Below are 25,587 nucleotides of genomic sequence, written 5' to 3'. Positions count from 1 at the left end.
TTCTAAGAGTGAGTCTACTATTTTTTAATAGTATATAGTGGTATATGAGATCTTACGTATGAAATTGAATTTTGGATCAATGCATTGAGAAACTTGTCTATTTTATTGAGCCTATATAAACATGGTATAGTGAAAATGAATGTTTTTGAGTGAAGTGATTGTGTAAGGCATTAAAAGAGTAGATTCAGGGAAGCAAGGAGAGGGTTCATTATCCTGCATGAAGAGAGATGCATTCAGTCCATTAAACATAATAAGATAATGATGCAAGATTTACAGCATGTCCGCAGTCTTCATCTGCCGCAGTGCTACATCGGAGCAGGATATGTCCGTAACTATATTTGGGATGAACTGCATGGATACGATCATCGTGAACTACATGACGATATTGATGTGGTCTATTATGATGCAGAAGATATAAGCGAAGATCGGGATACGATGCTGGAAAAAGAGCTTCAACAGGTTACTGGGAATCCCAAATGGTCTGTGAAAAATCAGGCGAGGATGCATCTGCGTAATCATGCCAAGCCCTATAAGTCGACAGAGGATGCCCTCCGGTATTGGCCTGAGATGGTTACGGCTATTGGTGTACAGCTTGATGAGCAAGATAACATTCGCATCTGTGCTCCACATGGGCTGGAGGATCTGTATCAGTTGATCGTACGTAAAAGCCCGTTCTTCAAGGATGCAGATTATTATAATCAGCGGGTAGAGAAGAAATGCTGGCAACAACGATGGCCTAAGCTCAACATAATCATCGCACAGGGAGGAGAAGCATGAGGAAGATCACAACATTTTTACGAGAGAAAGGCCTCATCATTGATATTATTTTACTCGTGTGTTTAGTTGTTTTTCTAATAATCTGGGGTAGGAATTTTGCAGTCACGTTTTTTGGTGCGATCAGTGTGGCATTTATAGTATTACGGCGTATTAATTACGAGAAACATGTTGTGCTGAAACGTATTATCCTGTCTGGATTAGGCATTGTAGCGGTTTCGTTTATCATTATCGAAGCTCTTGTATTTACCCAGTTGGGGGCAAATGATCAGGAAGAAGCGGATTATGTCATCATATTAGGATCGGGTATTAAAGGTACAGAGCTGTCGCTTACGCTCAAACAACGATTGGATGCCAGTCTGGATTATATTCAAGCTCATCCACAGATTCCCGTCATTGTTTCCGGAGGTCAGGGGCCAGGAGAAGACATCACGGAAGCCCTTGCCATGAAAACGTATCTGTTGACTCAAGGGGTTAACGCTAGCAGAATTATCATGGAGGATCGCTCTACATCGACAAGAGAGAACTTAGTTTTCTCTAAGGAAATAATAGATCAAGCTGGGGTGATGAACCCTGAGATCATGATTGTAACGAGTGATTATCATATGTTCCGTGCGAAGTATTTGGCGGTTAAAAGTGGATATTCTGCCGAATATGGTATCTCAGCTTCATCGCCAGTACACCTCAAACCGATCTATATGATTCGTGAATATCTAGCCGTGATCAAGGCGTTGATTTAGATTTACAGCCATGGAGTGCCAAATGCGCTCTGTGGCTGTTTTATTATAAGAACAGAAATATGTAGTACAATAGGATATAGTTGGAAGAACGTAGGAGAAGAAAGGAATCGGATACAATGAAGACACACATCTTGTTGTTTGAAGGTTATGTTTCGTTTGAAATTATGTTAGCAAGTTATTTCATGAAAACCCAGGGTGACGTGGTTACAGTGGCCTTGGATGAAGGAGCTCTTCGTTCGTATGAGGGGTTATCCGTTAATCCAGATCTAATAATGAATCAGGTTGATCCGTCTACGGTGGAACTGTTAATCATCCCAGGAGGGGATGCGACCTCACTGCTTAAGCGAGAAGAATTGATGGACTGGCTTCGCAGACTGAATGGACTAACAACTCCAATTGCAGCCATCTGTTCAGGAACCTTGTTGCTTGGTCAAGCGCAAATTCTGGAGGATAAATCCTTTACGACTAACGCAGAGGCACAGATGAGAGACATCACTACCCAAGGGGTGTATATAAATACCAATGTTGTCGTTGATGGGCATATTATAACAGCTAAGGCCAATGCGTATGTCGATTTTGGTATTGAGGTTGGTAAGGTTATGAATATCTATTCGAGCACGGAGGATCTGGAAGAAACGATTGAAGTGTTCAAATATTTCAAAGCTAAACCATGATATAATATGTGGCGTTATATAGAAGAACGAGATATAGGAGTGAATGATCATTACTGCATTTAAATTAGCTTCTTTATACGAACAGAAGCAGATCACAACAAACGATATGGAAGAGATTGTACGGATACTGGCACAGGCGCCATTATTATATGATGACGGACAAACCATTCAAGTTCAGGATTTCGTAAATAGCTTGGAGATTACGCTGCAACCGAGTGCTCATCCTGCAGTAATTGAGCTGTATGAACTAGCTGTACAGGCTTGCCGTCAATATCCGGATAACTCGACATATGAACAGTTTCAGGATGCATTAGGGTTACAGGCTGAGTTGTGGCAGGAAGAAGTGCTGACACTGGCAATGTGGATGAACTGGTTGAAGCAGATCGCTGAGGGACGTCGTACTTTACCAGAGTATCATTTTGAAGCTATGCTCGGGGCGTTGCCGGATGGGTTCATGATCCATGATTTTTATGATGAGCTACGATATCAATTGGAGCAGAATCCTTCCAATGATTGGGCGATGCAAGAGCGTGATCGATTGTATGCTGCTATGGGAGCAAAATAAAAATTCATTAGATTATGATACTTACTGATGCTATGTTATGCCGTATATAAAAGGTTGTTTGATAAGTCCGTTGTGAACACGTACCCTACGTTAATCGTCTTATACCCAAATGGAAATGAGGGGATGGAATGAATAAGGTCGTTTTGGCAGGTGGAACTGGATTTGTAGGTCAGGATTTTGCTAGGCGGTTTAAGCAGCTAGGTTATGATGTCTGTATTATCTCACGACAGTCTGGTCATATAGCTTGGGAGGATCGAAAAGGCATCATTCAAGCGCTGGCAGGTGCCGATTTATTAATTAATCTGGCTGGCAAATCTGTGAACTGTAGGTACACAGAAGAAAACCGTAGGATCATTCTGGAGTCCCGCACACAAACCACACGTATCCTTGGGGAGAGTGTCTTGGCCTGTAACAACCCTCCTAAACTATGGATTAACTCAAGCACAGCTACCATATATCGACATGCTGAGGATCGACCTATGACGGAACAGGACGGGGAGATCGGTACAGGCTTCTCGGTAGATGTAGCTACAGCATGGGAGCAAGCCTTTTTTGAATTCAGTTTGCCTTCTACCCGGCAGATTGCACTACGAATTGCCATTGTGCTGGGTAACGGCGGGGTCATGGAGCCATTAACGAATCTGGTTCGTTTTAGATTAGGTGGTTCTCAGGGTTCTGGAAGGCAGCAGTTCAGTTGGATTCATATCGAGGATCTGTTTCGGATGGTGATCTATTTACAGGAGCACCCTCAGTTGGAAGGTGTATTCAACGCCTCCTCACCTCACTCTGTTACCAATCGTCAATTGATGGCAGCGCTGAGACAACAAATGGGTGTGGGATGGGGACTCTCTTCACCGCGCTGGATGTTAGAATTCGGTGCTCGTATCATTCGGACGGAGACAGAACTCGTGCTCAAAAGTCGTTGGGTCATTCCCGAGAGGTTAGAGCATGAGGGTTTCGTATTCACATATAATACACTGGATACAGCACTCGCTGAGATCCTGAAGCAGAAGAATTAATCTATGCGGCTATTCAGCCTCATGAATAAAATTTGTTCTGAAGAATAGATGTAACTTACCCATACAGAAATACGATGAGAAGGGCAGCGGCGACTGTCCTTCTGTTATTCTATTTGCATGTCTTGGCATGAGGTATAGAGAATGTAGAGATTGCTTGGTCAACGGAGTGAGAAAGAAGGTGAATTTATTGACGAATGGAAAAAGGAAGACGGACAATGCACTGGTGGTCTTAATAACCGGAACATCTAGTGGATTTGGGATGCTGACAGCGATTAGTTTGGCGAAACGAGGTTATCTGGTTGTAGCAACGATGCGTGACCTTAGTCGTAAGGAAGCGCTGGTGAGGCTAGCCGCAGAAGCGGGAATCTCGGATCAGATACAATACATACGCTTGGACGTCACTGATCCCCATTCAGTTACGGAGGCGATGGATGAGATTCTGCGGCATTATCACCGTATTGATATGTTGGTGAATAATGCAGGCTTTGCGGTCGGAGGATTTATTGAGGAAGTACCCATGGCGGATTGGCGTAGGCAAATGGAGACCAATCTGTTTGGACTTATTGAGGTAACACGCGCTGTTCTGCCAGTGATGCGTAAGCAAAAAAGTGGATTCATTATTAATCTTTCCAGCGTTAGTGGACTATCGGGCTTTCCGGGATATGCACCTTATGCTACCTCTAAGTTTGCGGTAGAAGGTTTCACAGAAAGCTTACGCCATGAGATGGCTCCATTTAATATAAAGGCTGTATTGGTAGAGCCCGGCGCATATCGTACCCCTATATGGAATAAGGGCCTAGGTGAGATTCGTCAGCAGGAGCAGTCACCTTACAACAAGCAGCTGGATGCAGTGCTCCGCTATTCCCGTCGTACAGGCGAAACTGCGCCTGATCCACAAGAAGTGGCAGACCTAATCGTTCGGATCGGACAGATGCGCTCCCCACGACTTCGTTATGCGCTCGGCAAAGGTTCTCGTTTGCTAATTATCGGTAAGGCTCTATTGCCTTGGAAGTGGTTCGAGTGGATTATTGCCCGTGGATTGAAATAACCCATATCCAGTCCACTAGAGAGCAGGACGAGTAGTCTATCCTTGAATCTTTTTAGTATTGATTGTTGTGCAATATATATCATGCAAGGTTATTAATATATGAACCTATGAAACCGCAAGGAGTGAAAAGTATGCGCAAAGATTCCCTCAACGAATCTACTTCGATTCGCAATATTGTACGTGATGATGCAGAGCACTACTGGTCTTTTCGGTTAGAAGCTCTCAAAAATCATCCTGAAGCGTTCGGTGCTTCGTTTGAAATTTCAGTACAGCTCCCCATGACTGAGGTGCAAGACCGCATACATAATGAGCCGGATGATTACATTCTTGGAGCATACGCACAAGATGGTTCTCTTGCAGGGATGATGGGGTTCAAGCGAGAATATGGGCTGAAGTTAAGGCACAAAGGTATGATCTGGGGAGTCTATGTGTCTCCTGCCTATCGTGGGCTTGGAGTGGCTTCTCGTCTACTTCAGGAAGTGCTGGAGCGAGGAAGACAGCTAGAGGGATTGAAACAAATTAATCTATGTGTCGTTACAACGAACGAATCAGCAAAGCGTTTATATGAGCAAGCTGGTTTTGAGACATACGGAATCGAAAAAAATGCCTTGGAAGTGTACGGTCAGGGATATGATGAAGCTCATATGACATACTTTTATACGAATCAATAGCAGGTAGTCGAGTTGGTTGCTACAGAATGCTCATTCGTAATTACGCAATCTCAATTCGTATCTCGTAAGAATATACCGTATAATGGAAAATGATTGGGAGAATAGATAGATATGCAGGTATGCTCGATCTGGGTCTTATACATGTCTTATGTGAACAGAACAGAGGTGTGTCATCAGCAATGATCCGAACTTTTGAACAAAAGGACTTACAATATGTCATTGAAGCTCATATCCGTATCTATCGAAATGAGTATAATTATGATCATAGCTTTGCTATTTTCATAGAGGAATCTGTTCAAGAGTTCAGTCGTACTTGTCGACCCGAGAAGGAAATGATCTGGATTGTTGATCTGGACGGAGTTGCCTCAGGTTGCATTGGGCTCGTTGAATTGAATGAACACACCGCTCAATTGTGTTGGTTTCTCATTGAACCTAAAGCTCGCAATGAAGGCTGGGGTCGTCAGCTTGTTGAGCATGCTATCCAGTTTGCTAGAGAACAAGACTATGCCTCGATTCTATTATGGACTAATCAAGATTTAACAGGAGCACGCAGACTATATCAATCCTTTGGTTTTCATGTGGCGGAAACGAAGCGGCAGTTCTTATCGGGACAGGAGCTTACGGAGGAGAAGTGGGTACTTCCCCTGACCTAGGTTGTTGGGGTGAGGACAATGCTCTGAAGGGATGGAGCGTTGCATAGGCAAGTAACGAGTAGCATAGAGAAGAACATACGGCGGAGCATTGGAAGAGTGGCAAAGACTAGCTCATGCAGTATAAAATGAAGGAAGAATCAACATACCTCACCTCCAGTCATCACGAGCAGGAATACCGGGTTCCATGGAACCTGAAAGAATACGTTATAGAGGTGAAACCTTTGAACAAGAAAATTGCATTTTTTGACTCAGGTATTGGTGGTTTAACGGTGTTACATCGAGCATTGCAGCAATTTCCTGAAGAACAGTTTATATATTACGCAGATACATTACATGTTCCCTACGGACCCAAAACTGCGGATGAGGTAAGAGGACACATTTTTGATGCTGTAGAAGCGATCCTGCGCGAAAATGTAAAAGCCATCGTCATTGCTTGCAATACAGCAACCAGTCTGTCAGTGAAGGAGTTGCGTGCCCGAATCGACATTCCGGTCATCGGGATGGAGCCGGCGGTGAAGCCAGCAGTGGAGATGAATCGTGAGAGTGGAAAAAGAGTGCTTGTTTTTGCCACGGCATTGACCCTGAGCCAAGCTAAATATAATGAGTTGGTATCTCGCGTAGATGACCATAACACCGTGGATTCCATCCCACTTCCTGAACTTGTAGAGTGGTGCGAGCAATTGGATTTTGATGAGGATAAGATCACCGATTATTTCCGGATGAAAATGGCGGATCTAGATCTGAACATGTATGGAACCGTGGTGCTTGGTTGCACACATTATCCATATTATACCGCCATGCTTCGCAAGGTTCTCCCAGCACATGTGCGAATTATTGATGGAAGTATGGGCACCGTTAATCGTCTGCAACAGCTCCTTGGACTGCCTGAGCAACACGGGGTGTGGACAGAAGATCAGATTACTTTTCTCAGTTCCTCTGGGAAATCGGGAGATCGGGACAATATGAAACATGCCTTACAATACCTTCAAATGAGCAACTTGTGATCTCGTATAACAGGAGGGTCAGATATGAAGTCCATTTATCTCATTCGACATGCCCAAGCGACGGGGCAGGAACCCGAGTCTGAACTTACAGTAGAAGGATTGCAACAAGCTGAGAAGCTTGCAGGGGTGTTTGCACAACACTCGATAACTTATATTGTTTCAAGTCCTTGGAAACGGGCGCTACAGACGGCGATGCCGCTTAGCGTAACCTTATCCCAGCAGGTACATACAGATGAACGTCTTCAGGAAAGGGTGTTAAGCACCCTGCATCTGGAACACTGGATGGATTCATTAAGACGCACATACACGGATGAAGATTGGACGGAAGAAGGGGGAGAGTCTTCTCGCACGGCAACGGCACGTGGCATGAATGTGTTGGAAGAGTTGTGGAACCGATCTGAATCAAGCGCCGCAGTGGTGACTCATGGGAATTTGTTATCCTTGATCATCCGCCAGTACGATTCATCCTTCGGATTCGAAGCGTGGAGATCCCTCACGAATCCAGATGTATATGTGCTAGAGCGCACAGCGGATGCATTAGCTCCTTCGATTCGTCGATTCTGGACGGATTGAACAACAAAAAAGAGTGCTTTAGCTAACCTCTAGAACACTCTTTTTCTTGTATTGAATTTTTTATTGTGAGAATTACAGAGCTGCGATCAGTAATGTGACCCATCCAGCGAGAAATGCAACCCCGCCTAATGGGGTGATGGCACCAAGCTTACGTACACCTGTAATACTGAGTACATAAAGACTGCCTGAGAACAGGATAATGCCAGCGAATAAAAGCCATCCAGCGAGTAATACTAGCGAAGTTTGCTCTAAGCGATCCGCCAGCAGTCCCATGATAATTAGTCCAAGTCCATGAATGAGGTGATATTGTACACCCGTCTCATAAATTTTGATCATGTCAGCGGACAGTTTGCGTTTCAGTGCATGTGCTCCAAATGCACCCAAAGCTACGGCCAGAAACATCATAATACTGCCTAGTATGATTAACGTTTGCATAGGGATATCTCCTTCAAATAGTGGTATTCGGAAATGTGGAGTGCTCCGAACCCGTCAATTACAGTTTGCGCAATTGAATACGCTGGATGGAGTGATCGGCTTCCTTTTTCAGAATAAGTCTAGCTCTTCCCTTCGTTGGCAGAATGTTCTCGTGCAGATTTTTGGCATTAATATCTTGCCAAATCTGACTAGCCGTTTGCACAGCTTCTTCCTCGCCAATATTGGCGAAACGACTGTGGAAGAAGGATTCTGTATTCTGAAACGCGGTGTTACGTAGAAGCTTGAATCGCTCAATGTACCAGTGGCGTATATGTTGTTCTTCTGCATCAATGTAGATGGAAAAATCAAAAAAGTCGCTCACGAGTAAAGGTGTTTCTTTCTTAATTTGAAGTACGTTAATGCCTTCGATGATCAGGATGTCCGGCTGGTAGATCGTTTTTTCCTCGCCTGGAATCACATCATAGGCAAGATGGGAATAGACCGGAGCTTTGACTTCGGGCTTACCGGATTTCACATCACCCATGAATTGAATGAGTGACTTGATATCGTAGCTCTCAGGGAAACCCTTGCGGTTCATTATGCCCTTTTCTTCCAGCACGGCGTTGGGATATAGGAATCCATCTGTCGTAACGAGGTCGACTTTGGGATTGTTTTTGCCTCTGGCTAGCAGAGCTTGTAGCAGGCGAGCAGCCGTACTTTTGCCTACGGCAACACTGCCTCCAATCCCGATAATGTAGGGCACAGGGCCAGCTTCTTTTTTTAAGTAGGAAGCTGTTAATCGATTTAATTCTCTTGAGACACTTGCATATAAGTCAATAAAGTGGGTAAGAGGTAAATAAATATCTTTTACTTCCTGTATAGATACCTCTTCATTTAATCCCTTGAGTTGTTCTAATTCCATTTCCGTCAGCGGAATTGTGGTCTGATGCTCTTGCAGTTCAGCCCATTCCTTGCGGTTGAACTCGATGTAAGGAGAATATAAATTCATGAGATCCCGCTTTCTATATGTAATGTAATATGTGACACAATCTTTAGTGTACCAAATTTCAGGAAACTGACAACACCTTTACATTTAAAATAGAGTGTAGAGTCGAATTATACCATGCGGAAGGGTGACAGCAAATGATCGTCTATGAGAGAGAGCATGATTTTGTATTGACCGCACAACAAGAACATGGGCAAGTGGCTGGAGAGATGGCTACTTATTGGAAACACGACTTGCTCGCTGATGCCAGTCACTTTGAAGAGCTTGTTCTTGCGGCAAGAGAGCATGATCGTGGATGGATTGAACTGGATGCTGCTCCATTCTGGAATGATTACGGTCAGTCGCCTTACTCGTTCCGTGACTTTCCGCTACGTCCGCGCTTTGTATTTTACCAGAAGGGCATCGCTGAAGTCTGTGCAAAAAGCGTGTATGCGGGATTGCTATGCAGTATGATGTATACAGAGTTGTTCCAGAATACGCTGGGTGCTAACGCCCATGATGATGAAGATATCAGGGAATATCTGAATAGCGAGCGCAAGCAGCAATCGGAATGGATTGCACAGCTCGGAGGTGGAGAAGAGTTACAACGTAGATTACAAAGTGATGTGGACATTATGCTTTTTTGTGATCAATTGAGTCTATTTCTCTGTATGGAGGAACCAGGCACACCTGCGGCACGTTATGAGTTTTTTGCTGAAGGGTTAGGCTGTACATTTGATGCTTGTGGGAGACAACCGATTCGGGCGGAGTGGATCTCCAAAGAGAAGGTAGGCTTATCTTATGTTCCCTTTACAGAAGAGTTTACGGTAGTTATGCCTTATAAATCTGTGCCGAAAGCCAGCATTCGTAAATTCGGTCTATTACAGGCCTATCGTCGGGCGGAGTGGAAAGAACGTAAAGTTTTAATTACTGCATTGAATCAAGATAGCCAATAATCATGAACGACGAATAGGTTTAACTAAACAGACTCCGAGACTCTTCGGGGTCTTTCTTGTGCATGGCTTTTTCTAATCATTATGCATGATTAGATATCGCTAGAAATTAAGATCAGTCGAAGCAGGAAAAACCAGTGGATTACCAGAAATGTTAATGTACAACGAAGGATTACAGGAGGACACGTATGAGTACACGAATTGAGATTCTAACCATGTGCATGGTGTGGGATAAGTTACATGGCAAGGTGTTATTGATGAATCGTCCGGATCGCAAAGGATTTCCGGGATATATCGCACCTGGAGGCAAGGTAGACTATCCAGAAAGTATTGTAGATGGAGCCATGCGAGAGGTAGAGGAGGAAACTGGACTTAAGGTTACTGAAATCACGTATAAAGGACTGGATGAGTTCTGTGATCCGGAGCAGGGATTACGTTATATGGTGTTTAACTATCTGGCGACGGCATTTGAGGGAGAACTATTACAGAATCCGCCCGAAGGTGAATTGATATGGATTCCCTTGGAACAAGCACTTAATTTACCGATGCAGGACTGGTTCGCAGAACGTTTTCCGCGATTTTTCCATGAGGGTACATTCGAACGAAGTGTGATCTGGGAGAAATCCACAGGGCAGACGCTGAAGGAAACGTTTAAGGTATATTCCGATAAAGTTCTTCAATAGCGGAGATCATCCATATCTATATAGTAATATCCATATATTATGATACAATGAAGTTTACTTTGTTTTGAGATGAGGGTTGGTTGTATGAATGTAACGTTTCGATCCTCCATAGAGGAAATAGATGTGGAGCAGTTATCAGGACAATTTTTCGATGGTTGGCCGAATCCGCCATCTCCCACTATTTTTATGAAGTTACTGGAACAGTCCTATGCTGTAGAACTAGCTATTGATGAAGAGACTAACCAAGTGATTGGCTTCATCCAAGCAATCTCAGATGGTGTACTCAGTGCATATATCCCGTTATTAGAAGTAGTGCCATCGCATCAAGGAAAAGGGATTGGGGCTACTCTGCTAGAAAGAATGATTCAGCGACTTCAGCACCTCTACATGATTGATCTGTTATGCGATGGAGAAATGCAGAATTTCTATGAAAAGCAAGGAATGATCAAAGCGTCAGGAATGCTGATTCGCAATTATTCCAATCAATCAGGTGCAACAGCTAGTTCATAGATTGAGTAAAAAGGGTTATATGGAGCGTGGCTACTATGGTGAAAATATATGAAGATTTAGCCGATACATAGGCTTCTGCAAACGGACGTAAATGAATACTGTTTACAAAAAAAGGTGGGATTATCATGAAATTGTCGTTCCGAATTTTGGATTGGGAAGAAGAAAAGCCTTATGAGCTTCTATTGATGGCTGATCCTTCGAAAGCGATGGTTGACGAATACTTGAGCCGGGGTGTTTGTTTTATTGCTGAATATGAAGGAGAGATGGTCGGAGAGTTTGTCTTGCTGAAGACCCGGCCGGAAACGGTGGAGATTGTTAACATTGCGGTACAGGAAGAGTTGCAAGGACAAGGTGTAGGCAGACATATGATCAAAGAAGCGATTGAAGCTGCACGTAGATTGGGATGTAAGACAGTGGAGATTGGCACAGGGAATTCAAGCTTTCACCAATTGAAGCTGTATCAGCGTTGTGGATTCCGTATTGTTGGAGTGGATCGGGATTTCTTTGTAAGACACTACGAGGAAGAGATCATTGAGGGTGGCATTCGTTGTGTGGATATGATTCGTCTGTCATTGGATCTGGACACAGTTCCGAGGCAGGAGGAGAAGTGAACATGTATTGGAGAATCATCAATCTGGGTCAGACCATGGTCTGACCGCTTTAGTGATTGAAGGAGAAGATTTGGTTGTACGTATGTCTTTGACAGCAGATGAAGCCGAATAAAAGAGAGTGGTTCATTTGGAATATAGGTGGGTTGCTGTGATCATCGCTGGCTTGAGGGTTACGCCATCACTTTATCAGATGAACAAACGAATACGAAGGTTGGAAGAACAGGTTAGACAGATGTCCGACGATAGGAGGATTCTATAATGGAGCGTTATACACATCTAGGCGTTTACGGTCTAATGGTTTGGGAACAGAAGGTACTGCTGATTCAGAAGGCGCGTGGGCCTTATCAGGGGACATGGGATCTGCCAGGAGGTAGGCTGGAGTTTGGAGAAACACCGGAAATAGCGCTCCATCGCGAGATCGAAGAAGAGACGGGGCTCACAGATGTTCGACTGTCTCTTCGATCCGCGCAATCCAATCTGGTGCAGTGGATGTATGAAGGTAGTCCTGAGGAAGTTCATCACATTGGTATTCTATATGATGTCTATTTGGGATCAGATGAGCAAGCCTATGGTATCAAAAAAGAGGCGGATGGCGAAGATTCACTAGGTGCAGCATGGTTTACCATGGAACAACTTGATTCGCTCGCATTAACGCCGTTTGCGCTGCATATGATTCAGAATCGGATGGAGCTATAAGGAATGACTAACATCGGGGTATAGCGCAGCCTGGTAGCGCGCACCCTTGGGGTGGGTGAGGTCGTGGGTTCGAATCCCGCTACTCCGATTCTAAGCAATAAATATATGCTAGGCTTAAAGATAAGGTCATAAATCTTCGGATTGATGGCCTTTATTTGTATTCCCGCAAATTTATTAGCCTTACGTAGAACGTAGAAGAAATGCGGATCGGATTGAATGAACATTAATAGACATGTTGCAGGGTTAACGTATTTCTCACTATCAATGTATTGTACTTCCGTATACGAATCTAAAATGGTACTCATAATCACCACATTTTAGTGTAAAACACGTACCATTGGTTAATGTTTAAAGTAACCGTTTGTTTTTTAACTTTATCGACCACAATTAAAAAGGGGGGAATTAACAACTTTTAGACGCAAGGGTTGCACCATTTATTCGATTCATCTAATTTATGCATCAATCGAACTAAAAATAGGAAATGCTCCTGAGCGCAAAAGTTTATAGAATAGATATTAGAACACAGAACTTCAGTTGAAAATATTGGAGGATGTGTAACCTTCGAACGGATCAGGACAGTATTCGACATCTGTGCGACGGTATATACAATCATTCTTTTTCTATGATTTTGAAAACGCAGACAAACCTTGACGGGAGCGTCGGAACAACGTTATTACCACCAACAGCACGATTATTGGACTTCATGAAAAATTTCGCTTAAAATGTTGAACGAACGCAAATTACAGCTTAGTCAATGATTTCCGTCAAAAATACGACTAAATCAAGACGGAGGGAACGTCGATGACGATCGTGGAAGGCAACAAGAAACCCTGGGAAAGTTACTATGGACCCAATTTGGGATATGTACAAGAACAATATGAATTATTTTCCGAAGACCCTGGTTCAGTTACACCAGCTTATCGGGAGTTGTTTGAACAATGGGGTGCACCGCCGATGCCTGGCAGAGATGCACATACAACCACTTTTTCGGGTAATGCTCAAAATACCTCGGGAAGCGTGGATATTCAACTTTTACAGAAAGCGGTTACAGCCGGGAAATTGGTCTGGAATATCCGCACATATGGCCATCTCGCTGCAGATATTGATCCACTTGGGATTAGTGAAGAAGTAGATACCTCTTTGCTCGAACCGAAGAATTTTGAATTAAATGAAGAAGACCTCAAAGCACTGCCTGCATCCTTGATCTGGGAGGGCGCTGACGGTCAGACGGCAAATGGTTGGGACGCAATCCAGCGTCTACGCCAGATTTACACAGGGCCAATCGCGTATGAGTTCAGCCACGTACATGAAGTTCAGGAACGTGAATGGCTCAATCGTCGTGCGGAATCTCGCACTTCCCCTGCACCACTTAATCAGGAAGAACGGACTGCTCTATTGGAACGCCTAGTAGAGGTGGAGCAATTCGAAGATTTCCTGCATAAAACCTTTGTGGGACAAAAACGCTTTTCTATTGAAGGAAACGATGTGCTTGTACCAATGCTGGACGAAGCCGTGCGGATTATGTCGCATTCGGGCTCAAGCCATATCCTGATGGGGATGGCTCACCGGGGACGCTTAAACGTACTGGCACATGTACTGGGTAAACCATATAGCAAAATCTTCTCTGAATTCCATCATGCCCCGAACAAGGATTTGGTTCCATCTGAGGGTTCTACAGGAATCAATTATGGATGGACGGGGGATGTAAAATATCACCTAGGTGCTAATCGCTTTGTAAAAGAAGGTGAAACGGTACAGGCTCGCTTGACACTAGCCAACAACCCAAGTCATCTAGAGTACGTAAACCCTGTTGTACAGGGATTCGCTCGTGCTGCACAGGATGATCGCCGTGAACCGGGTTATCCAAAACAGGACGTTTCCAAAGCAGCAACTATTCTTATGCATGGTGACGCAGCATTCCCTGGTGAAGGAATTGTAGCTGAGACGTTGAATTTCAAAGCTCTGCCAGGTTACCAGAATGGCGGAACTATTCATATTATTGTAAACAATCGCTTGGGCTTCACAACGGATAGTAGTGACTCGCGCTCCACGCATTATGCGAGTGACCTTGCGAAGGGGTATGAAATTCCGATTATACACGTTAATGCAGATAATCCGGATGCTTGTATTGCAGCAATTCGGATGGCCGCAGAGTACCGGAATCGGTTTAAAAAAGATTTCTTGATTGATCTAATCGGTTACCGTCGTTACGGTCATAACGAAACGGATGATCCAGAAACAACACAACCGAAGGTGTATGACAAAGTTAAGGCTCATCCGACCGTGAGTCATCTGTATCAGGATCAGTTGAAACAGGAATCTATTGTTGACGAAGCGGCTATTAATAACATTCGTGAGGCTGTGACGAACCGCTTAAAAGAAGCCTATGACCATATGAAGAAAAATGAAGTACATGAATACTATCAACGGAAGACAGAAGAGCCTGAAGCAGTGAAGGTGATTCCAACTGCGGTACCGCTTGAGAATCTACGAAGTATCAACGCAGATCTATTGAAATGGCCGGAGAATTTCAATGTGTATCCGAAGTTGCAGCGGATTCTACAGCGCCGTAGCACGTCACTTAATGAAGGCGAAAAAGTTGATTGGAGCCTTGCGGAGACACTTGCATTTGCAACTATTCTTGCAGATGGTAAGCCAATCCGGATCAGTGGTCAGGACGCAGAGCGTGCAACATTTGCTCACCGGAACCTGGTGTTGCATGATTCAGAGAATGGAAGTAAATTCTGCCCTCTGCATCATTTGCCACAGGCACGTGCTTCGTTTGCAATCTACAACAGCCCATTGTCTGAGGAATCGGTGGTTGGATTCGAATATGGATACAACGTGTATTCGCCAGAGACTCTTGTCATCTGGGAAGCTCAGTTCGGTGATTTTGCTAACTGTGCACAGGTTATTTTTGACCAGTTCGTATCGGCAGGTCGCGCAAAGTGGTCGCAAAAATCAAGCCTGGTTATGCTCCTTCCGCACGGTAATGAAGGTCAAGGGCCTGAGCACACAAGTGCACGTCTCGAACGTTTCCTACAGCTTGCTGCAGAAGACAATATGACCGTTGCTAACTTGACAAGTGCTTCTCAGTATTTCCATCTGCTTCGTCGTCAGGCTTCCCTGACTGAAACCGAAGATGCACGTCCGCTTGTAATGATGTCACCGAAGAGTCTAATTCGTAATCCACGTGTTGCTTCTCCGGCGATTCAGTTCAGTGAAGGCAAGTTTGAGCCAGTGCTGGAACAAGCAGGGCTTGGCACAAAGCCTGACCGTGTTGAACGGATTATCTTGTGCAGTGGTAAAATTGCGATTGACCTTGAGGATGCTTTTGAAAAAGAAGGCGGAGACTTGTCATGGCTTCACATTATCCGTGTTGAACAACTGTATCCATTCCCAGCAGAAGAGATCCAGCGTGTACTCGCACGTTTCAGCAAGTTGAAAGAGCTGGTATGGGTTCAGGAAGAAAACAAAAACATGGGTGCATGGACGTATATGGAACCACGTCTTCGTGAAATTGCACCTGAGGGTACAATCGTTAAGTATGAAGGCCGTCCGGAGCATGCAAGTCCTTCCAGCGGTTATCAGCTTGTGCATAGCATGGAACAACAACAGATTATTACATCCGCGTTGAAGCAAACGACGAAGAATAATATTCCACTTGGGAGGTAACAACTGTGAGCGAAATTAAAGTACCTGCAATGGGTGAGTCGATAACCGAAGGAACGGTATCCAAATGGCTTGTCAAAGAAGGAGATACGGTTAACCAAGGTGATGTCCTTCTTGAACTGGAAACAGATAAAGTTAATATTGAGATCAGTGCTGAAGAAAGTGGCGTATTGGAGAAAATTATTCGTCAAGAAGGGGATACCGTTGAGATCGGTGAGACGATTGGTACCCTTTCCGCGGGTGCAGGGGGAGGAAGTAGCTCGGCTGCTTCCGAGCCGGCTGCATCGGAGCAAAAACAAGCAGCTACACCAGCGCCTGAAGCACCAACACCGCCGCCAGCACCTGTTGCTGCAGGTTCTGAATCTTCTGACAATGGTAACAAGACAGCTTCCCCATCTGCACGTAAACTAGCGCGTGAGCGGGGCATCGAGCTGGATCAGGTTCAAGGTAAAGATCCGATAGGACGCGTATATCAGGATGATGTGAAGGCTCATAGCACACAGGCTACTGCTCCAGCAGCACCTTCTGCGAATAAAGCGCCTGCAACATCCAGTGCTCCAACCGGAGGTTCTACGTATACTAAGCCAGTTGAACGTCAACGTATGTCTCGCCGTCGTGCGACCATTGCCAAGCGTCTGGTTGAAGCTCAACAAACAGCAGCAATGTTGACTACGTTTAACGAAGTTGATATGACTGCCATTATGGATGTTCGTAAACGTCGTAAGGACAAGTTCAAGGAGAAGCATGAGATCAATCTGGGCTTTATGTCCTTCTTCACTAAGGCTGTCGTGGGCGCGCTGAAAAAGTTCCCAACCATTAACGCAGAGATTGATGGCGAAGATGTTGTACTGAAGAAATATTATGATATCGGTATCGCGGTATCTGCAAAAGAGGGTCTGGTTGTACCCGTCGTTCGTGATGCAGATCGTCTAGGCTTTGCTGAGATCGAGAGAAGTATTGCTGATCTGGCTTCAAAAGCTCGTTCCAACACGTTGGCACTTTCGGATCTGCAAGGTGGAACATTCACGATCACCAATGGTGGAACATTCGGCTCGCTCTTGTCCACACCAATCCTGAATACACCTCAAGTGGGTATTCTCGGTATGCACAAGATCCAACTTCGTCCTGTAGCCATTGATGCAGAGCGGATGGAGAATCGTCCAATGATGTATATCGCTCTGTCCTATGATCACCGTATCATTGATGGTAGTGAAGCAGTGCGTTTCCTCGTCACTGTGAAAGAACTGCTTGAAGATCCAGAATCCTTACTCATCGAAGGATAAGAAGGATAAAGGTATCATTTGATATACTATTCATAAAAATGATCATAAAGAAGCCCCGGTATCGTAATGCAGCTCTCGCTAGCATCTTGATTCCGGGGCTTCCTTTTTTATTGGTATTGCATGTTCTCTGTTGCAATTGATACGCTAGCGCCTGAATAGCTACGGAATAGCTCCAAAGTAGATAAACAGAGCCCCGCCCCAGTTTATGGAGCGGCGCTCTGTTTAAGGCATCTGCTACTTGCCTAAGCTTAGTGATCCTACACTGATTAGAATCATACCGAATCAGCGATATCTGCATTGACAGTGGTGGGAGCTGCGTTAGATAGAACCAGATGGCGATCCAGCCAATCTAATACATCCAGAGCTACGTCTGCCCGATTCGTCTCATGCAGCATCTCATGCCGACCACCAGCGTACAGACGGTACTCAATATGTTGAAGCTGAAGCTGACGATATTGAGTGACTAGGTTATGAACACCTTTGCCATGTAAACCAACAGGGTCTTGCTCGCCTGAGAAGAGGTACACGGGCTTATCCTTTGGAATACGTTTCATGTTGTCTGGCAGATGTATTTCAATTAGCAGCTTGAAGAAGTCTCGGAAAAACCCTGCTGTACATATCGCTCCGCACAACGGATCATCAATGAACCGTTTAACCTCCTCGGGGTCACGAGATAACCAATCAAAAGGGGTGCTCGCTGGGCGGAAGGAACGATTGAATCCACCAAACACCAATGCGTTAAGCAGCATACTCGGATGAGTTGCTCCTTGAATGCCACATTGAAGGAAGGCGAGCTTCTCACCAAAACGCAGAAGACCACGCTTGCCGTTCGTTCCAGACAAAATAAAGGCGTGATAGCGTTCATGTCCCGCATACATTAGGTGCTGGACAAGGAAAGAGCCCATACTGTGTCCCATTAGAAATAAGGGGATATCAGGATACTCCCTAGATGCCACTTCTCCCAGATTGATCATATCGCTTGCCATCCAGCGAAAGGCATCTACCCCCGCATTACCTAACAAATTAGGATCTTCGACCGATTTGCCATGACCACGATGGTCATTAGCATAGACCGCATAGCCATGGCGGGTAAGGCACTCTGCAAACTCTGCATACCTAGCTGCCGTTTCTCCCATTCCATGTGCAATCTGCACCACACCCCGGACTTCAGTTCCAGGATCAGGAAGCCAGCGGTACACATGAATACGGGTACCTTCATTGCCCACAAGGCCAAAGTTAGATTCCTGCATCTTGTGCCAATCCTCCTTCATTGGTCATTCAAGCCTATTCCAGATAAGACGAAGCTGTTCACTCCACACACTTCAGAAAAGTTAAGGCAGGTAAGAGCGAAGAACAGTGGTATTCCCGTCTAATGTATATGTACCCAGGTTGGCAGGCAATAGATAGCATTGACCTGCTTTTAATTCAATTTTTTCGGACGAGTCGTTGTCCCATGCTAAAGTACCGTTACCTTCACACACAACTAGAATTGTAAAACTCTCAGCGTTTGTGGCGAGCTGCCAAGGCTTAGACACGACTCCTTTTTCAACGACGAAATATGGGCATTCCGCCAGCTTCAGCCATTCACCTGAGATTGCGTTGTTCGTTTTCATCGTTGTGGCACCAGCGCCTTCATAGGCAGTGACATTAAGGGAGTCCTCAACATGCAACTCACGAGGCTTACCATCCAGACCTGGGCGGTTATAGTCATAAATTCGGTAAGTTGTATCTGAATTCTGCTGAATTTCAGCCACAACAACACCTGCACACAGTGCGTGAACAGTTCCGGCAGGGATGAAGAATGTATCTCCTGCTTCTACAGGCACTTGACGCAACGTGTCCATCACGGTTCCATTTTCAAGCGCTTCCTTAAGTACGTTACGATCAACGCCTTCATTCAATCCATAAATGATATGTGCGCCTGGTTTCGCATCAAGTACATACCACATTTCCGTTTTGCCGAGTTCACCGGGAGGAAGGGCCTCGTAATCATCCGTAGGATGAACCTGTACAGAGAGATCATCGTTACAGTCTAGAAGCTTGATAAGGAGAGGGAAACGTCCTCCCTTTTCAGATACACCTTTTGTTCCTAACCAAGACGTACCGAGCTGTTCACGCACTTCATCCAGACCTTTGCCAGCAAGTGCACCATTCAATACTTTTGTTGTTCCATTAGGGTGATCTGCAATCATCCAGCCTTCTCCGATATGACCTTCAGGTGGCGTGAGGCCAAAATTCTCAAGGGCACGGCCGCCCCAGACACGTTCTTTAAATTCAGGTTGAAATTGCAGTGGATATGGATTAGTCATTGTAGTCTCTCCTTTAGTATATGAAATGGTGGAATGAATTAATCAACCTATAACCGGTTCGACTCCTACATGTATACGGTTGCAGGTTATGTAGTATAAGCGACCACTGCGAACAGATAACAATTGATTAGTGGGTTTTGGAACTCCCACTTATATTGTTGAGACGTATTCAGCAGATGGTGCTTACAATATGTCTATCGTAACGTATTTGGACAAGTAAGGAAATTACTTCTTCTCGATTCCGATCAAGAAGGGAGAGGTATCACGTTGTAATTGCTTATAGAGCATGACTTGTGCTTCCGTGACAGGTAAAGCAGAAGCCCATTTTGTTACCGCCTCAGCCTCTTGGGAGCCACCTTCATGTCCGGGGTACAGCACAACGGTAATAATCCCCTTTGGACGCAGTAACGTTAGAGCAGCCTCTAATGCAGTAAGCGTACTATCGGTTGCCGTAATGATGGAAGCATCTGCACCTTCCGCAGGCAAGTATCCAAGGTTGAACATAACGGCTCCAACGGCACCTTGCCAGTCTTCCGGGACAGCTTCAACCATGCGGTCATGGCTTAGCTGTAATAGTGAAATAGAGCCGAGTTTGGCACCGTCCTCTTGTTTGCGAATCCGAGCTTGGGCAAGAGTGAGAGCTTCGCTCTGGATGTCGAAACCAATGACTTGACCACGTCTGCCCACCTGTTGTGAGAGGAATAACGTATCTGCACCTGTCCCTACGGTTGCATCGATGGCGAGGTCACCAGGTTGTACCCGCGCTGTAATCCATTGATGCGCACAGCTTAGAACCGATAGAAAACCCATCTTATGCTCCCCTCCAGTACTTGCCTTGCCATGTATCACGTTGTCTCAATTCACGGTCAATAGAGTTCAGCACTTCCCATTTATTCAGCGACCACATCGGGCCGATGAGCAGGTCTCGTGGTGCATCACCAGTAAGACGATGGACAATCATTTCTGGCGGTAGAAACTCAAGTGTATCTACAATCAGTTTAATGTACTCATCTTGTTCAAGGAAGCGGAGTAGCCCTGCTTCATATTGCTTCACCATCGGTGTTTTGCGCATGAGGTGCAGTAAATGGATCTTGATCCCTTGAACATCCATATTCGCTACGGCACGGCCGGTATCCAGCATCATCTCGTGTGTTTCTTGAGGCAAGCCATAGATGATATGAGTACAGACCCGAATGTTGTGTTTACGCAGCTTTGCCACGGCATCCTCATAACACTTCGTATCATGTGCGCGATTAATAAGTGTAGAAGTGGATTCATGAACCGTTTGCAGCCCCATTTCAATCCACAGATAGGTTCGTTCATTTAGCTCAGCCAAATACTCAATAACGTCATCTGGTAAGCAATCAGGTCTTGTCGCAATGGACAAACCAACAACACCAGGTTGTTTTAGGATCTCTTCGTAGTACTCTCGAAGTTCCTCAACGGGTGCATATGTATTGGTATACGCCTGGAAATAACCAATATAGTGGGCAGTGGGCCACTTCAAATGCTGTTTATCACGAATGGTATTAAATTGTGTAACCAAGTCGTGGCGACGACTGCCCGCAAAATCGCCAGATCCTCGGGCGCTGCAAAATGTGCAGCCACCTTTGGCTATTGAGCCATCACGGTTCGGACAAGTAAATCCCGCATCCAGCATGACTTTGAACACCTTATTGTCAAATTCATTTCTCATCTCATAATTCCAAGTGTGGAATCGTTTATCTCCCCAGGAAAGAGGGCTGGGTAGGGCAGGTGCATTCATCTTCAGGAACTCCTTCGGTTGTTCGTTTATTAATGAAACGCATGCCGTAATGCATTCGTGAAAAAGAACAAAAAACGGCAAAATATGCGTTCTCATGGACTTTTACCATTGTATCAAAAAACTCAAAAAAAAGGGAATGCAGATGCAAAAATAGGCCGGAAAATCACGGTTTTCTTCTTGCTATAGTTAACACCTTGTGTTATATTTAAATCAACGTCAGACACCATCTAATGGGCAGTATTCATCATAGCATTTGAATTAATGTTGACGTCATGGCTCATACTATACCGTGAGGTGATATGAATGAATTCCCAAGTTAAAAACACTGATCTTCATCATGTTTCTGTAGAACTGACGGCTGAAGAGGCACTGGCTTTGACAGGTGTTCGTTTTAATGGAAATCCGAAGGTGAAAGCGGCTGCAAAACAAAAAGTTCGCGATGCTTTTGAAAAGACATTTGATTTTTCGCACCAAGATAAGGTAGACTATGAACTATTAAAGTAGTTGGACCCCAATTCCAAATAAATCGAAGAGGGAATCTTTGAAAATTGCCACTAGTGGCAATTCCGAAGATTCCTTTTTCATTGCTCTTTACAATTGGTCCGTTCTTCGGCAAAATGAAGCTGAGACAAGTATGGATAAACGGAGGAATAAAATGCGTTTACGTGGTAGAAAAGGAATCCGAGAAAATCTGGAGGAACAGGTCGATCTCGTTGTTCTGGAACCCAACCAGTACAAAGGAAAATGGTCTGAACTATTTGGCAATGACCATCCAATCTTTGTAGAATTCGGTATGGGCAAAGGGCAATTTATTAGCCAAATGAGCTATAAATATCCGGAGTTTAACTTTATCGGAATTGATATGTACGATGAGCTCGTTCGTCGTGCTAGTGAGAAAGCTCGCAATGCGTGGAGTCAGGCAGAAGTGGAGACACCACCTAACCTGAAGCTAGCGCTCGCCAATATTGAACAAATTGAAGATGTATTCGAACCAGAGGAACTGGAACGTATTTATCTCAACTTCAGTGATCCTTGGCCAAAAGCGAAGCATGCACGTCGTCGTTTGACACATCCACGTTTCTTGAAAAAATATAAAGAATTGCTCAACACTAAAGGACAAATTCACTTCAAGACAGATTCGGAGACGTTGTTTGATTTCTCGCTCAATGCCATTGCTGATTTTGGCCTGCAAATGACAAATATCTCTTTGAACTTGCACCGTGATGGATTGAATGAAGAACATGTGATGACTGAGTATGAGCAGAAGTTCATGGGCAAAGGTATGAATATTCATCGGGTTGAAGTCGTTGTTGGTGAAGAGGCTTTGCGTGAATATCAACAAATGCGTCTGGACAAGTATAAAGTTCGTGAGGTTTCAGAAGAGACTGGCGAAACGCAGGAATAATAGATCTGCATCTATCTATAAGTAGTAAAGCGACACAGAGAGCGTTAAAGCCTCAGGTGTCGCTTTTTTGTTTCTTCAGGGCTCTGAATGTAATTCTTTGCGGCGATAATCATTAGGCGTAACTCCATTAAACTTCTTGAACATGCGATAAAAATAGGAGCTGTTCGTGAAGCCTGTTTTCTCGGCAATATCAGCAACGGAGTTCTCAGTCTCAATTAACAGATCTTGAGCTTTCACAATACGAGTTTCATTAATGACATCAGTTAACCCTTTTAGAGTCAGTTGCTTATAGAGCCTACTTATATAGATTGGAGACATGGTCAGCTCTTCTGCAATAGAAGTAACGCAGAGGTTTGTGTCCGCGTAATCCCGTTCAATAATGCTGTTAATTCGGCGGATCAGCTCATCATGTTTAAGTGTGCGTTTCTCCTCCACCTTGGAGCCTAATTCATCGAACAGTTGATAGAAGTGATCATGTACTTCACTGAGATCCTCGGCCTCATGAAGAGGCAGCATCGTCCCATCCGAGAGAGAGTTAAGCGTCAGTTGATTGTTCTTTTTGAGTGTGTTGCGAACATGGTTTAGTGTCATCGTAAGATGTGAGAGAGCTAGCTGGAAGACATTGAACGGATACGTCGCCGTTTCATTTACGATCGTGGTGTACACCTGTTTGGCTTCCTCTGTTTTACCTGTCATCAAATAATCAATGAGCTGTTTTTCTTTGCCAACAGGGAAGGCATACTCCTTAGCATGATAGGCCATGATGTCTGACGTGTACAATAGACAGCCAGAACCATGAAATAGTCGATGTAGTGAAGCCTCTGCGGATCTTGCATAAGATGCGATGCAATCCTCAAGAGACTTTTCTTCTGGCCCGATTGTGAATGATATGGAGCATTTCAGATGTAGCATGACCGCATCCTGTAGCATTAGCAGCAATTCCTCGATCTTATGCTCTCCAGTACGCGTTGAATGTTGACCCGAATCTTTCTCGTTAAAAATTAGAGTAATCAAATCCCCGCCCATATCTATGGCCTCGGAATGATGGGTAGTTTCAATCGTTTCTGTACATATGTTCATCATCGCGTATTTAACCAACTTAACCTCGTCCCGATAGGTATCACAGAAATCGACAAAGTGATCGATTCGAAGCAAAACAAGTCGAGAGCTGCGCTGCACGTCTAAGGATGAACCATAGAATTTCAATCGCTCGGCAAGTAATCCACCCGTAAAGGTCTCGCGTCTCTGGAGAGCTCCCCGCAAATAATCTTGTCTGAGAATGTGCAGGCTTCCTCGCCGCTCTGCTTCCATCACACGCATACGCACGAGAACCTTATCAATAGGATGATACAATTTGCGCGATACAAGGTAAGACAAGAGCACACCAGCAACCAATAGACCAAGACAGAATAGGACGGTATGGGTTCTCATATTCCGGATGTCTGTAGTGATCAGATCGTAAGGAGTAATTCGCACATATCGCCAGCCTAGATTGTCAGGAGAGGTGTAGGTAATGAGTGATTTCTCCCCATCCACTTCTGCGGTAAAGAATGCGGACTGAGCTTCATTTTGCATAATGGGCTGTATAAACGATTCATTAGAGAGATCCTTCATTAATGCACGTTCACCAAAATCAGACAATAGCTGTCCTTTTTCGTTAATAATGAATGTATTGCCAGGCTGATCCTCCGAATTGATGTTGGGACTAAGCCAGTCATCCTTAATGTTTACAATGACAGCATAATTCAGCTGGGCATTGTCGTTGATGGTGTCATAGCACAAATAGGTATAACTGTTCACCTCGGTTTCCTCCGTTGTGCCAACCTGATATGTACGTGGGATGGGAACAAAGGGTTTATAGTCATGAAACTGTCGGAGAATCTCAGTGATCCCGTGATCGTCAATGTCAGAAATAGATTGTTGTCCGGTACGAACCCCATCTGAACTGATAAAAAATTCATTACTTTTGGAGTTGTATACATAGATGGATTCAATAAAAGGAAGGGACATGCGGTAGTTATCAAGCTGCTCCATGGCTGGAGTAATTTCATATATGCTCGGTTTGGAGTATAAGAGTAGAGCGGAAATCGTGTAATCCTGATAAATCTGATAAGACAATGATTTGGCGGTCTCTGTCATCTTGGAAACTTCACGACTCGCCTGTGTGAGACTATCCATATCGGTACGATAGACTTGGCGAAGAGCAATGCGGTTATAGTTGGCGTATAAAATGACAGAAGCAACAAGCAAGGTAGCGACAGTGCTGATGATAATGCCAACCAGAATTCGTGTAAACACTTTTTGGCTGTCTTCCGAACGTTTACGCACTACTTTTCCCCTCCATTTCTTCTGTATATATGATAGGTGAAGCGTAGTTTTGAACGAGTGAAGTTCATTCATAGATGTCCATAGTCATCCAGAGCTGGCAAAATAAATTATATATTATGTATGCGTTTACATCAATGCTATACATAGAGTTTGGCTGTCATTCTAAACGTAAAGTTCAACTTTCGCTTGATTGTTCACTACGGCTAGCGCATGAACGATATCAACATTTGTGAACACTCAGCTGTTCATTTC

26 protein-coding genes and 1 tRNA gene are annotated in these 25,587 nt (G+C 44.5%); 20 read left to right on the top strand and 7 right to left on the bottom strand.

What is annotated here, in order from left to right; translation table 11 throughout:
* Nucleotides 1-258: 258 nt before the first annotated feature.
* From MH215_RS18625 to MH215_RS18580, 10 genes are all read left to right on the top strand, one after another.
* Complete coding sequence (locus tag MH215_RS18625) at nucleotides 259-777, top strand: nucleotidyltransferase family protein (protein ID WP_239292513.1); 519 nt, start codon at nucleotides 259-261, stop codon at nucleotides 775-777.
* On the top strand, nucleotides 774-1,514 hold the full coding sequence (locus MH215_RS18620) for a YdcF family protein (RefSeq protein ID WP_239292511.1): 741 nt from the start codon (nucleotides 774-776) through the stop codon (nucleotides 1,512-1,514). The genes MH215_RS18625 and MH215_RS18620 overlap by 4 nt, the downstream gene beginning before the upstream one ends.
* 116 nt (nucleotides 1,515-1,630) lie before the next feature.
* Nucleotides 1,631-2,188, top strand: coding sequence for a DJ-1/PfpI family protein (locus MH215_RS18615; protein WP_239292509.1), 558 nt, complete (start codon nucleotides 1,631-1,633; stop codon nucleotides 2,186-2,188).
* A gap of 43 nt (nucleotides 2,189-2,231) precedes the next feature.
* Nucleotides 2,232-2,753, top strand: coding sequence for a hypothetical protein (locus MH215_RS18610; RefSeq protein WP_239292498.1), 522 nt, complete (start codon nucleotides 2,232-2,234; stop codon nucleotides 2,751-2,753).
* A 128-nt stretch (nucleotides 2,754-2,881) separates the two neighbouring features.
* Nucleotides 2,882-3,772 (top strand): TIGR01777 family oxidoreductase, encoded by an 891-nt coding sequence (locus MH215_RS18605; RefSeq protein WP_239292496.1) that lies wholly within the window; start codon nucleotides 2,882-2,884, stop codon nucleotides 3,770-3,772.
* Nucleotides 3,773-3,959: 187 nt separating this feature from the next.
* Nucleotides 3,960-4,820 (top strand): SDR family oxidoreductase, encoded by an 861-nt coding sequence (locus MH215_RS18600; protein ID WP_275446230.1) that lies wholly within the window; start codon nucleotides 3,960-3,962, stop codon nucleotides 4,818-4,820.
* A gap of 131 nt (nucleotides 4,821-4,951) precedes the next feature.
* The gene (locus MH215_RS18595) at nucleotides 4,952-5,491 is read left to right on the top strand and encodes a GNAT family N-acetyltransferase (protein WP_239292494.1); all 540 of its coding nucleotides are present in this window, start codon (nucleotides 4,952-4,954) and stop codon (nucleotides 5,489-5,491) included.
* Nucleotides 5,492-5,670: 179 nt separating this feature from the next.
* On the top strand, nucleotides 5,671-6,144 hold the full coding sequence (locus tag MH215_RS18590; RefSeq protein WP_239292492.1) for a GNAT family N-acetyltransferase: 474 nt from the start codon (nucleotides 5,671-5,673) through the stop codon (nucleotides 6,142-6,144).
* Between the two features lie 221 nt (nucleotides 6,145-6,365).
* A complete protein-coding gene (gene murI / locus MH215_RS18585) occupies nucleotides 6,366-7,148 on the top strand; it encodes a glutamate racemase (protein WP_239292490.1) in 783 nt (260 codons plus the stop codon).
* 24 nt (nucleotides 7,149-7,172) lie between these two features.
* The gene (locus tag MH215_RS18580; protein ID WP_239292488.1) at nucleotides 7,173-7,721 is read left to right on the top strand and encodes a histidine phosphatase family protein; all 549 of its coding nucleotides are present in this window, start codon (nucleotides 7,173-7,175) and stop codon (nucleotides 7,719-7,721) included.
* Between the two features lie 72 nt (nucleotides 7,722-7,793).
* Here MH215_RS18580 and MH215_RS18575 read toward each other — a convergent pair whose 3' ends face one another.
* Nucleotides 7,794-8,156, bottom strand: a complete 363-nt coding sequence (locus MH215_RS18575) for a DUF423 domain-containing protein (RefSeq protein WP_056698751.1) — start codon at nucleotides 8,154-8,156, stop codon at nucleotides 7,794-7,796.
* Nucleotides 8,157-8,214: 58 nt separating this feature from the next.
* Nucleotides 8,215-9,144: a type I pantothenate kinase gene (gene coaA, locus MH215_RS18570; RefSeq protein ID WP_239292486.1), complete on the bottom strand. Its 930-nt coding sequence runs from the start codon at nucleotides 9,142-9,144 to the stop codon at nucleotides 8,215-8,217.
* A 134-nt stretch (nucleotides 9,145-9,278) separates the two neighbouring features.
* On the opposite strand from coaA, the gene MH215_RS18565 reads away from it, so the two are divergent.
* The 8 genes from MH215_RS18565 to odhB all read left to right on the top strand — a co-directional run bounded on the left by MH215_RS18565 (nucleotide 9,279) and on the right by odhB (nucleotide 17,528).
* Entirely contained in the window at nucleotides 9,279-10,076 is a 798-nt protein-coding gene (locus MH215_RS18565; protein WP_239292484.1) for a DUF3891 family protein, read from the top strand.
* Nucleotides 10,077-10,261: 185 nt separating this feature from the next.
* Nucleotides 10,262-10,756 (top strand): 8-oxo-dGTP diphosphatase, encoded by a 495-nt coding sequence (locus MH215_RS18560; RefSeq protein ID WP_239292482.1) that lies wholly within the window; start codon nucleotides 10,262-10,264, stop codon nucleotides 10,754-10,756.
* Nucleotides 10,757-10,840: 84 nt separating this feature from the next.
* Nucleotides 10,841-11,266: a GNAT family N-acetyltransferase gene (locus tag MH215_RS18555; protein WP_239292479.1), complete on the top strand. Its 426-nt coding sequence runs from the start codon at nucleotides 10,841-10,843 to the stop codon at nucleotides 11,264-11,266.
* 125 nt (nucleotides 11,267-11,391) lie between these two features.
* Entirely contained in the window at nucleotides 11,392-11,877 is a 486-nt protein-coding gene (locus tag MH215_RS18550) for a GNAT family N-acetyltransferase (protein WP_056698739.1), read from the top strand.
* A 258-nt stretch (nucleotides 11,878-12,135) separates the two neighbouring features.
* Nucleotides 12,136-12,573: an NUDIX hydrolase gene (locus MH215_RS18545; RefSeq protein WP_239292477.1), complete on the top strand. Its 438-nt coding sequence runs from the start codon at nucleotides 12,136-12,138 to the stop codon at nucleotides 12,571-12,573.
* Between the two features lie 14 nt (nucleotides 12,574-12,587).
* Nucleotides 12,588-12,661, top strand: a tRNA-Pro gene (locus MH215_RS18540).
* A 713-nt stretch (nucleotides 12,662-13,374) separates the two neighbouring features.
* Nucleotides 13,375-16,248 (top strand): 2-oxoglutarate dehydrogenase E1 component, encoded by a 2,874-nt coding sequence (locus MH215_RS18535; RefSeq protein ID WP_239292475.1) that lies wholly within the window; start codon nucleotides 13,375-13,377, stop codon nucleotides 16,246-16,248.
* Between the two features lie 5 nt (nucleotides 16,249-16,253).
* Nucleotides 16,254-17,528 carry a 2-oxoglutarate dehydrogenase complex dihydrolipoyllysine-residue succinyltransferase gene (odhB, locus tag MH215_RS18530; RefSeq protein WP_239292473.1) on the top strand — a complete coding sequence of 425 codons (1,275 nt, stop codon included), beginning with the start codon at nucleotides 16,254-16,256 and terminating at the stop codon, nucleotides 17,526-17,528.
* Nucleotides 17,529-17,800: 272 nt separating this feature from the next.
* Here odhB and MH215_RS18525 read toward each other — a convergent pair whose 3' ends face one another.
* The 4 genes from MH215_RS18525 to mnmL form a co-directional block, all read right to left on the bottom strand.
* A complete protein-coding gene (locus tag MH215_RS18525) occupies nucleotides 17,801-18,778 on the bottom strand; it encodes an alpha/beta fold hydrolase (RefSeq protein ID WP_239292471.1) in 978 nt (325 codons plus the stop codon).
* A gap of 81 nt (nucleotides 18,779-18,859) precedes the next feature.
* Nucleotides 18,860-19,837, bottom strand: a complete 978-nt coding sequence (locus MH215_RS18520; RefSeq protein ID WP_056698722.1) for a type I phosphomannose isomerase catalytic subunit — start codon at nucleotides 19,835-19,837, stop codon at nucleotides 18,860-18,862.
* Nucleotides 19,838-20,062: 225 nt separating this feature from the next.
* A complete protein-coding gene (gene mnmM, locus MH215_RS18515) occupies nucleotides 20,063-20,647 on the bottom strand; it encodes a tRNA 5-(aminomethyl)-2-thiouridylate-methyltransferase MnmM (RefSeq protein ID WP_239292469.1) in 585 nt (194 codons plus the stop codon).
* A gap of 1 nt (nucleotide 20,648) precedes the next feature.
* The gene (gene mnmL, locus MH215_RS18510) at nucleotides 20,649-21,602 is read right to left on the bottom strand and encodes a tRNA modification radical SAM protein MnmL/YtqA (protein WP_056698715.1); all 954 of its coding nucleotides are present in this window, start codon (nucleotides 21,600-21,602) and stop codon (nucleotides 20,649-20,651) included.
* 303 nt (nucleotides 21,603-21,905) lie between these two features.
* On the opposite strand from mnmL, the gene MH215_RS18505 reads away from it, so the two are divergent.
* Together MH215_RS18505 and trmB are read left to right on the top strand one after the other, a co-directional pair.
* Complete coding sequence (locus MH215_RS18505; protein WP_056698713.1) at nucleotides 21,906-22,106, top strand: hypothetical protein; 201 nt, start codon at nucleotides 21,906-21,908, stop codon at nucleotides 22,104-22,106.
* 151 nt (nucleotides 22,107-22,257) lie between these two features.
* On the top strand, nucleotides 22,258-23,007 hold the full coding sequence (trmB, locus tag MH215_RS18500; protein WP_056699898.1) for a tRNA (guanosine(46)-N7)-methyltransferase TrmB: 750 nt from the start codon (nucleotides 22,258-22,260) through the stop codon (nucleotides 23,005-23,007).
* 75 nt (nucleotides 23,008-23,082) lie between these two features.
* Here trmB and MH215_RS29265 read toward each other — a convergent pair whose 3' ends face one another.
* On the bottom strand, nucleotides 23,083-25,335 hold the full coding sequence (locus MH215_RS29265) for an AraC family transcriptional regulator (protein ID WP_239292467.1): 2,253 nt from the start codon (nucleotides 25,333-25,335) through the stop codon (nucleotides 23,083-23,085).
* Nucleotides 25,336-25,587: the final 252 nt, after the last annotated feature.

The organism is Paenibacillus sp. ACRSA, from assembly GCF_022346845.1.
Taxonomy (GTDB): domain Bacteria; phylum Bacillota; class Bacilli; order Paenibacillales; family Paenibacillaceae; genus Paenibacillus.
The sequence above is the reverse complement of the archived record's forward strand: the minus strand, read 5'-3'. Positions and strand labels throughout refer to the sequence as shown.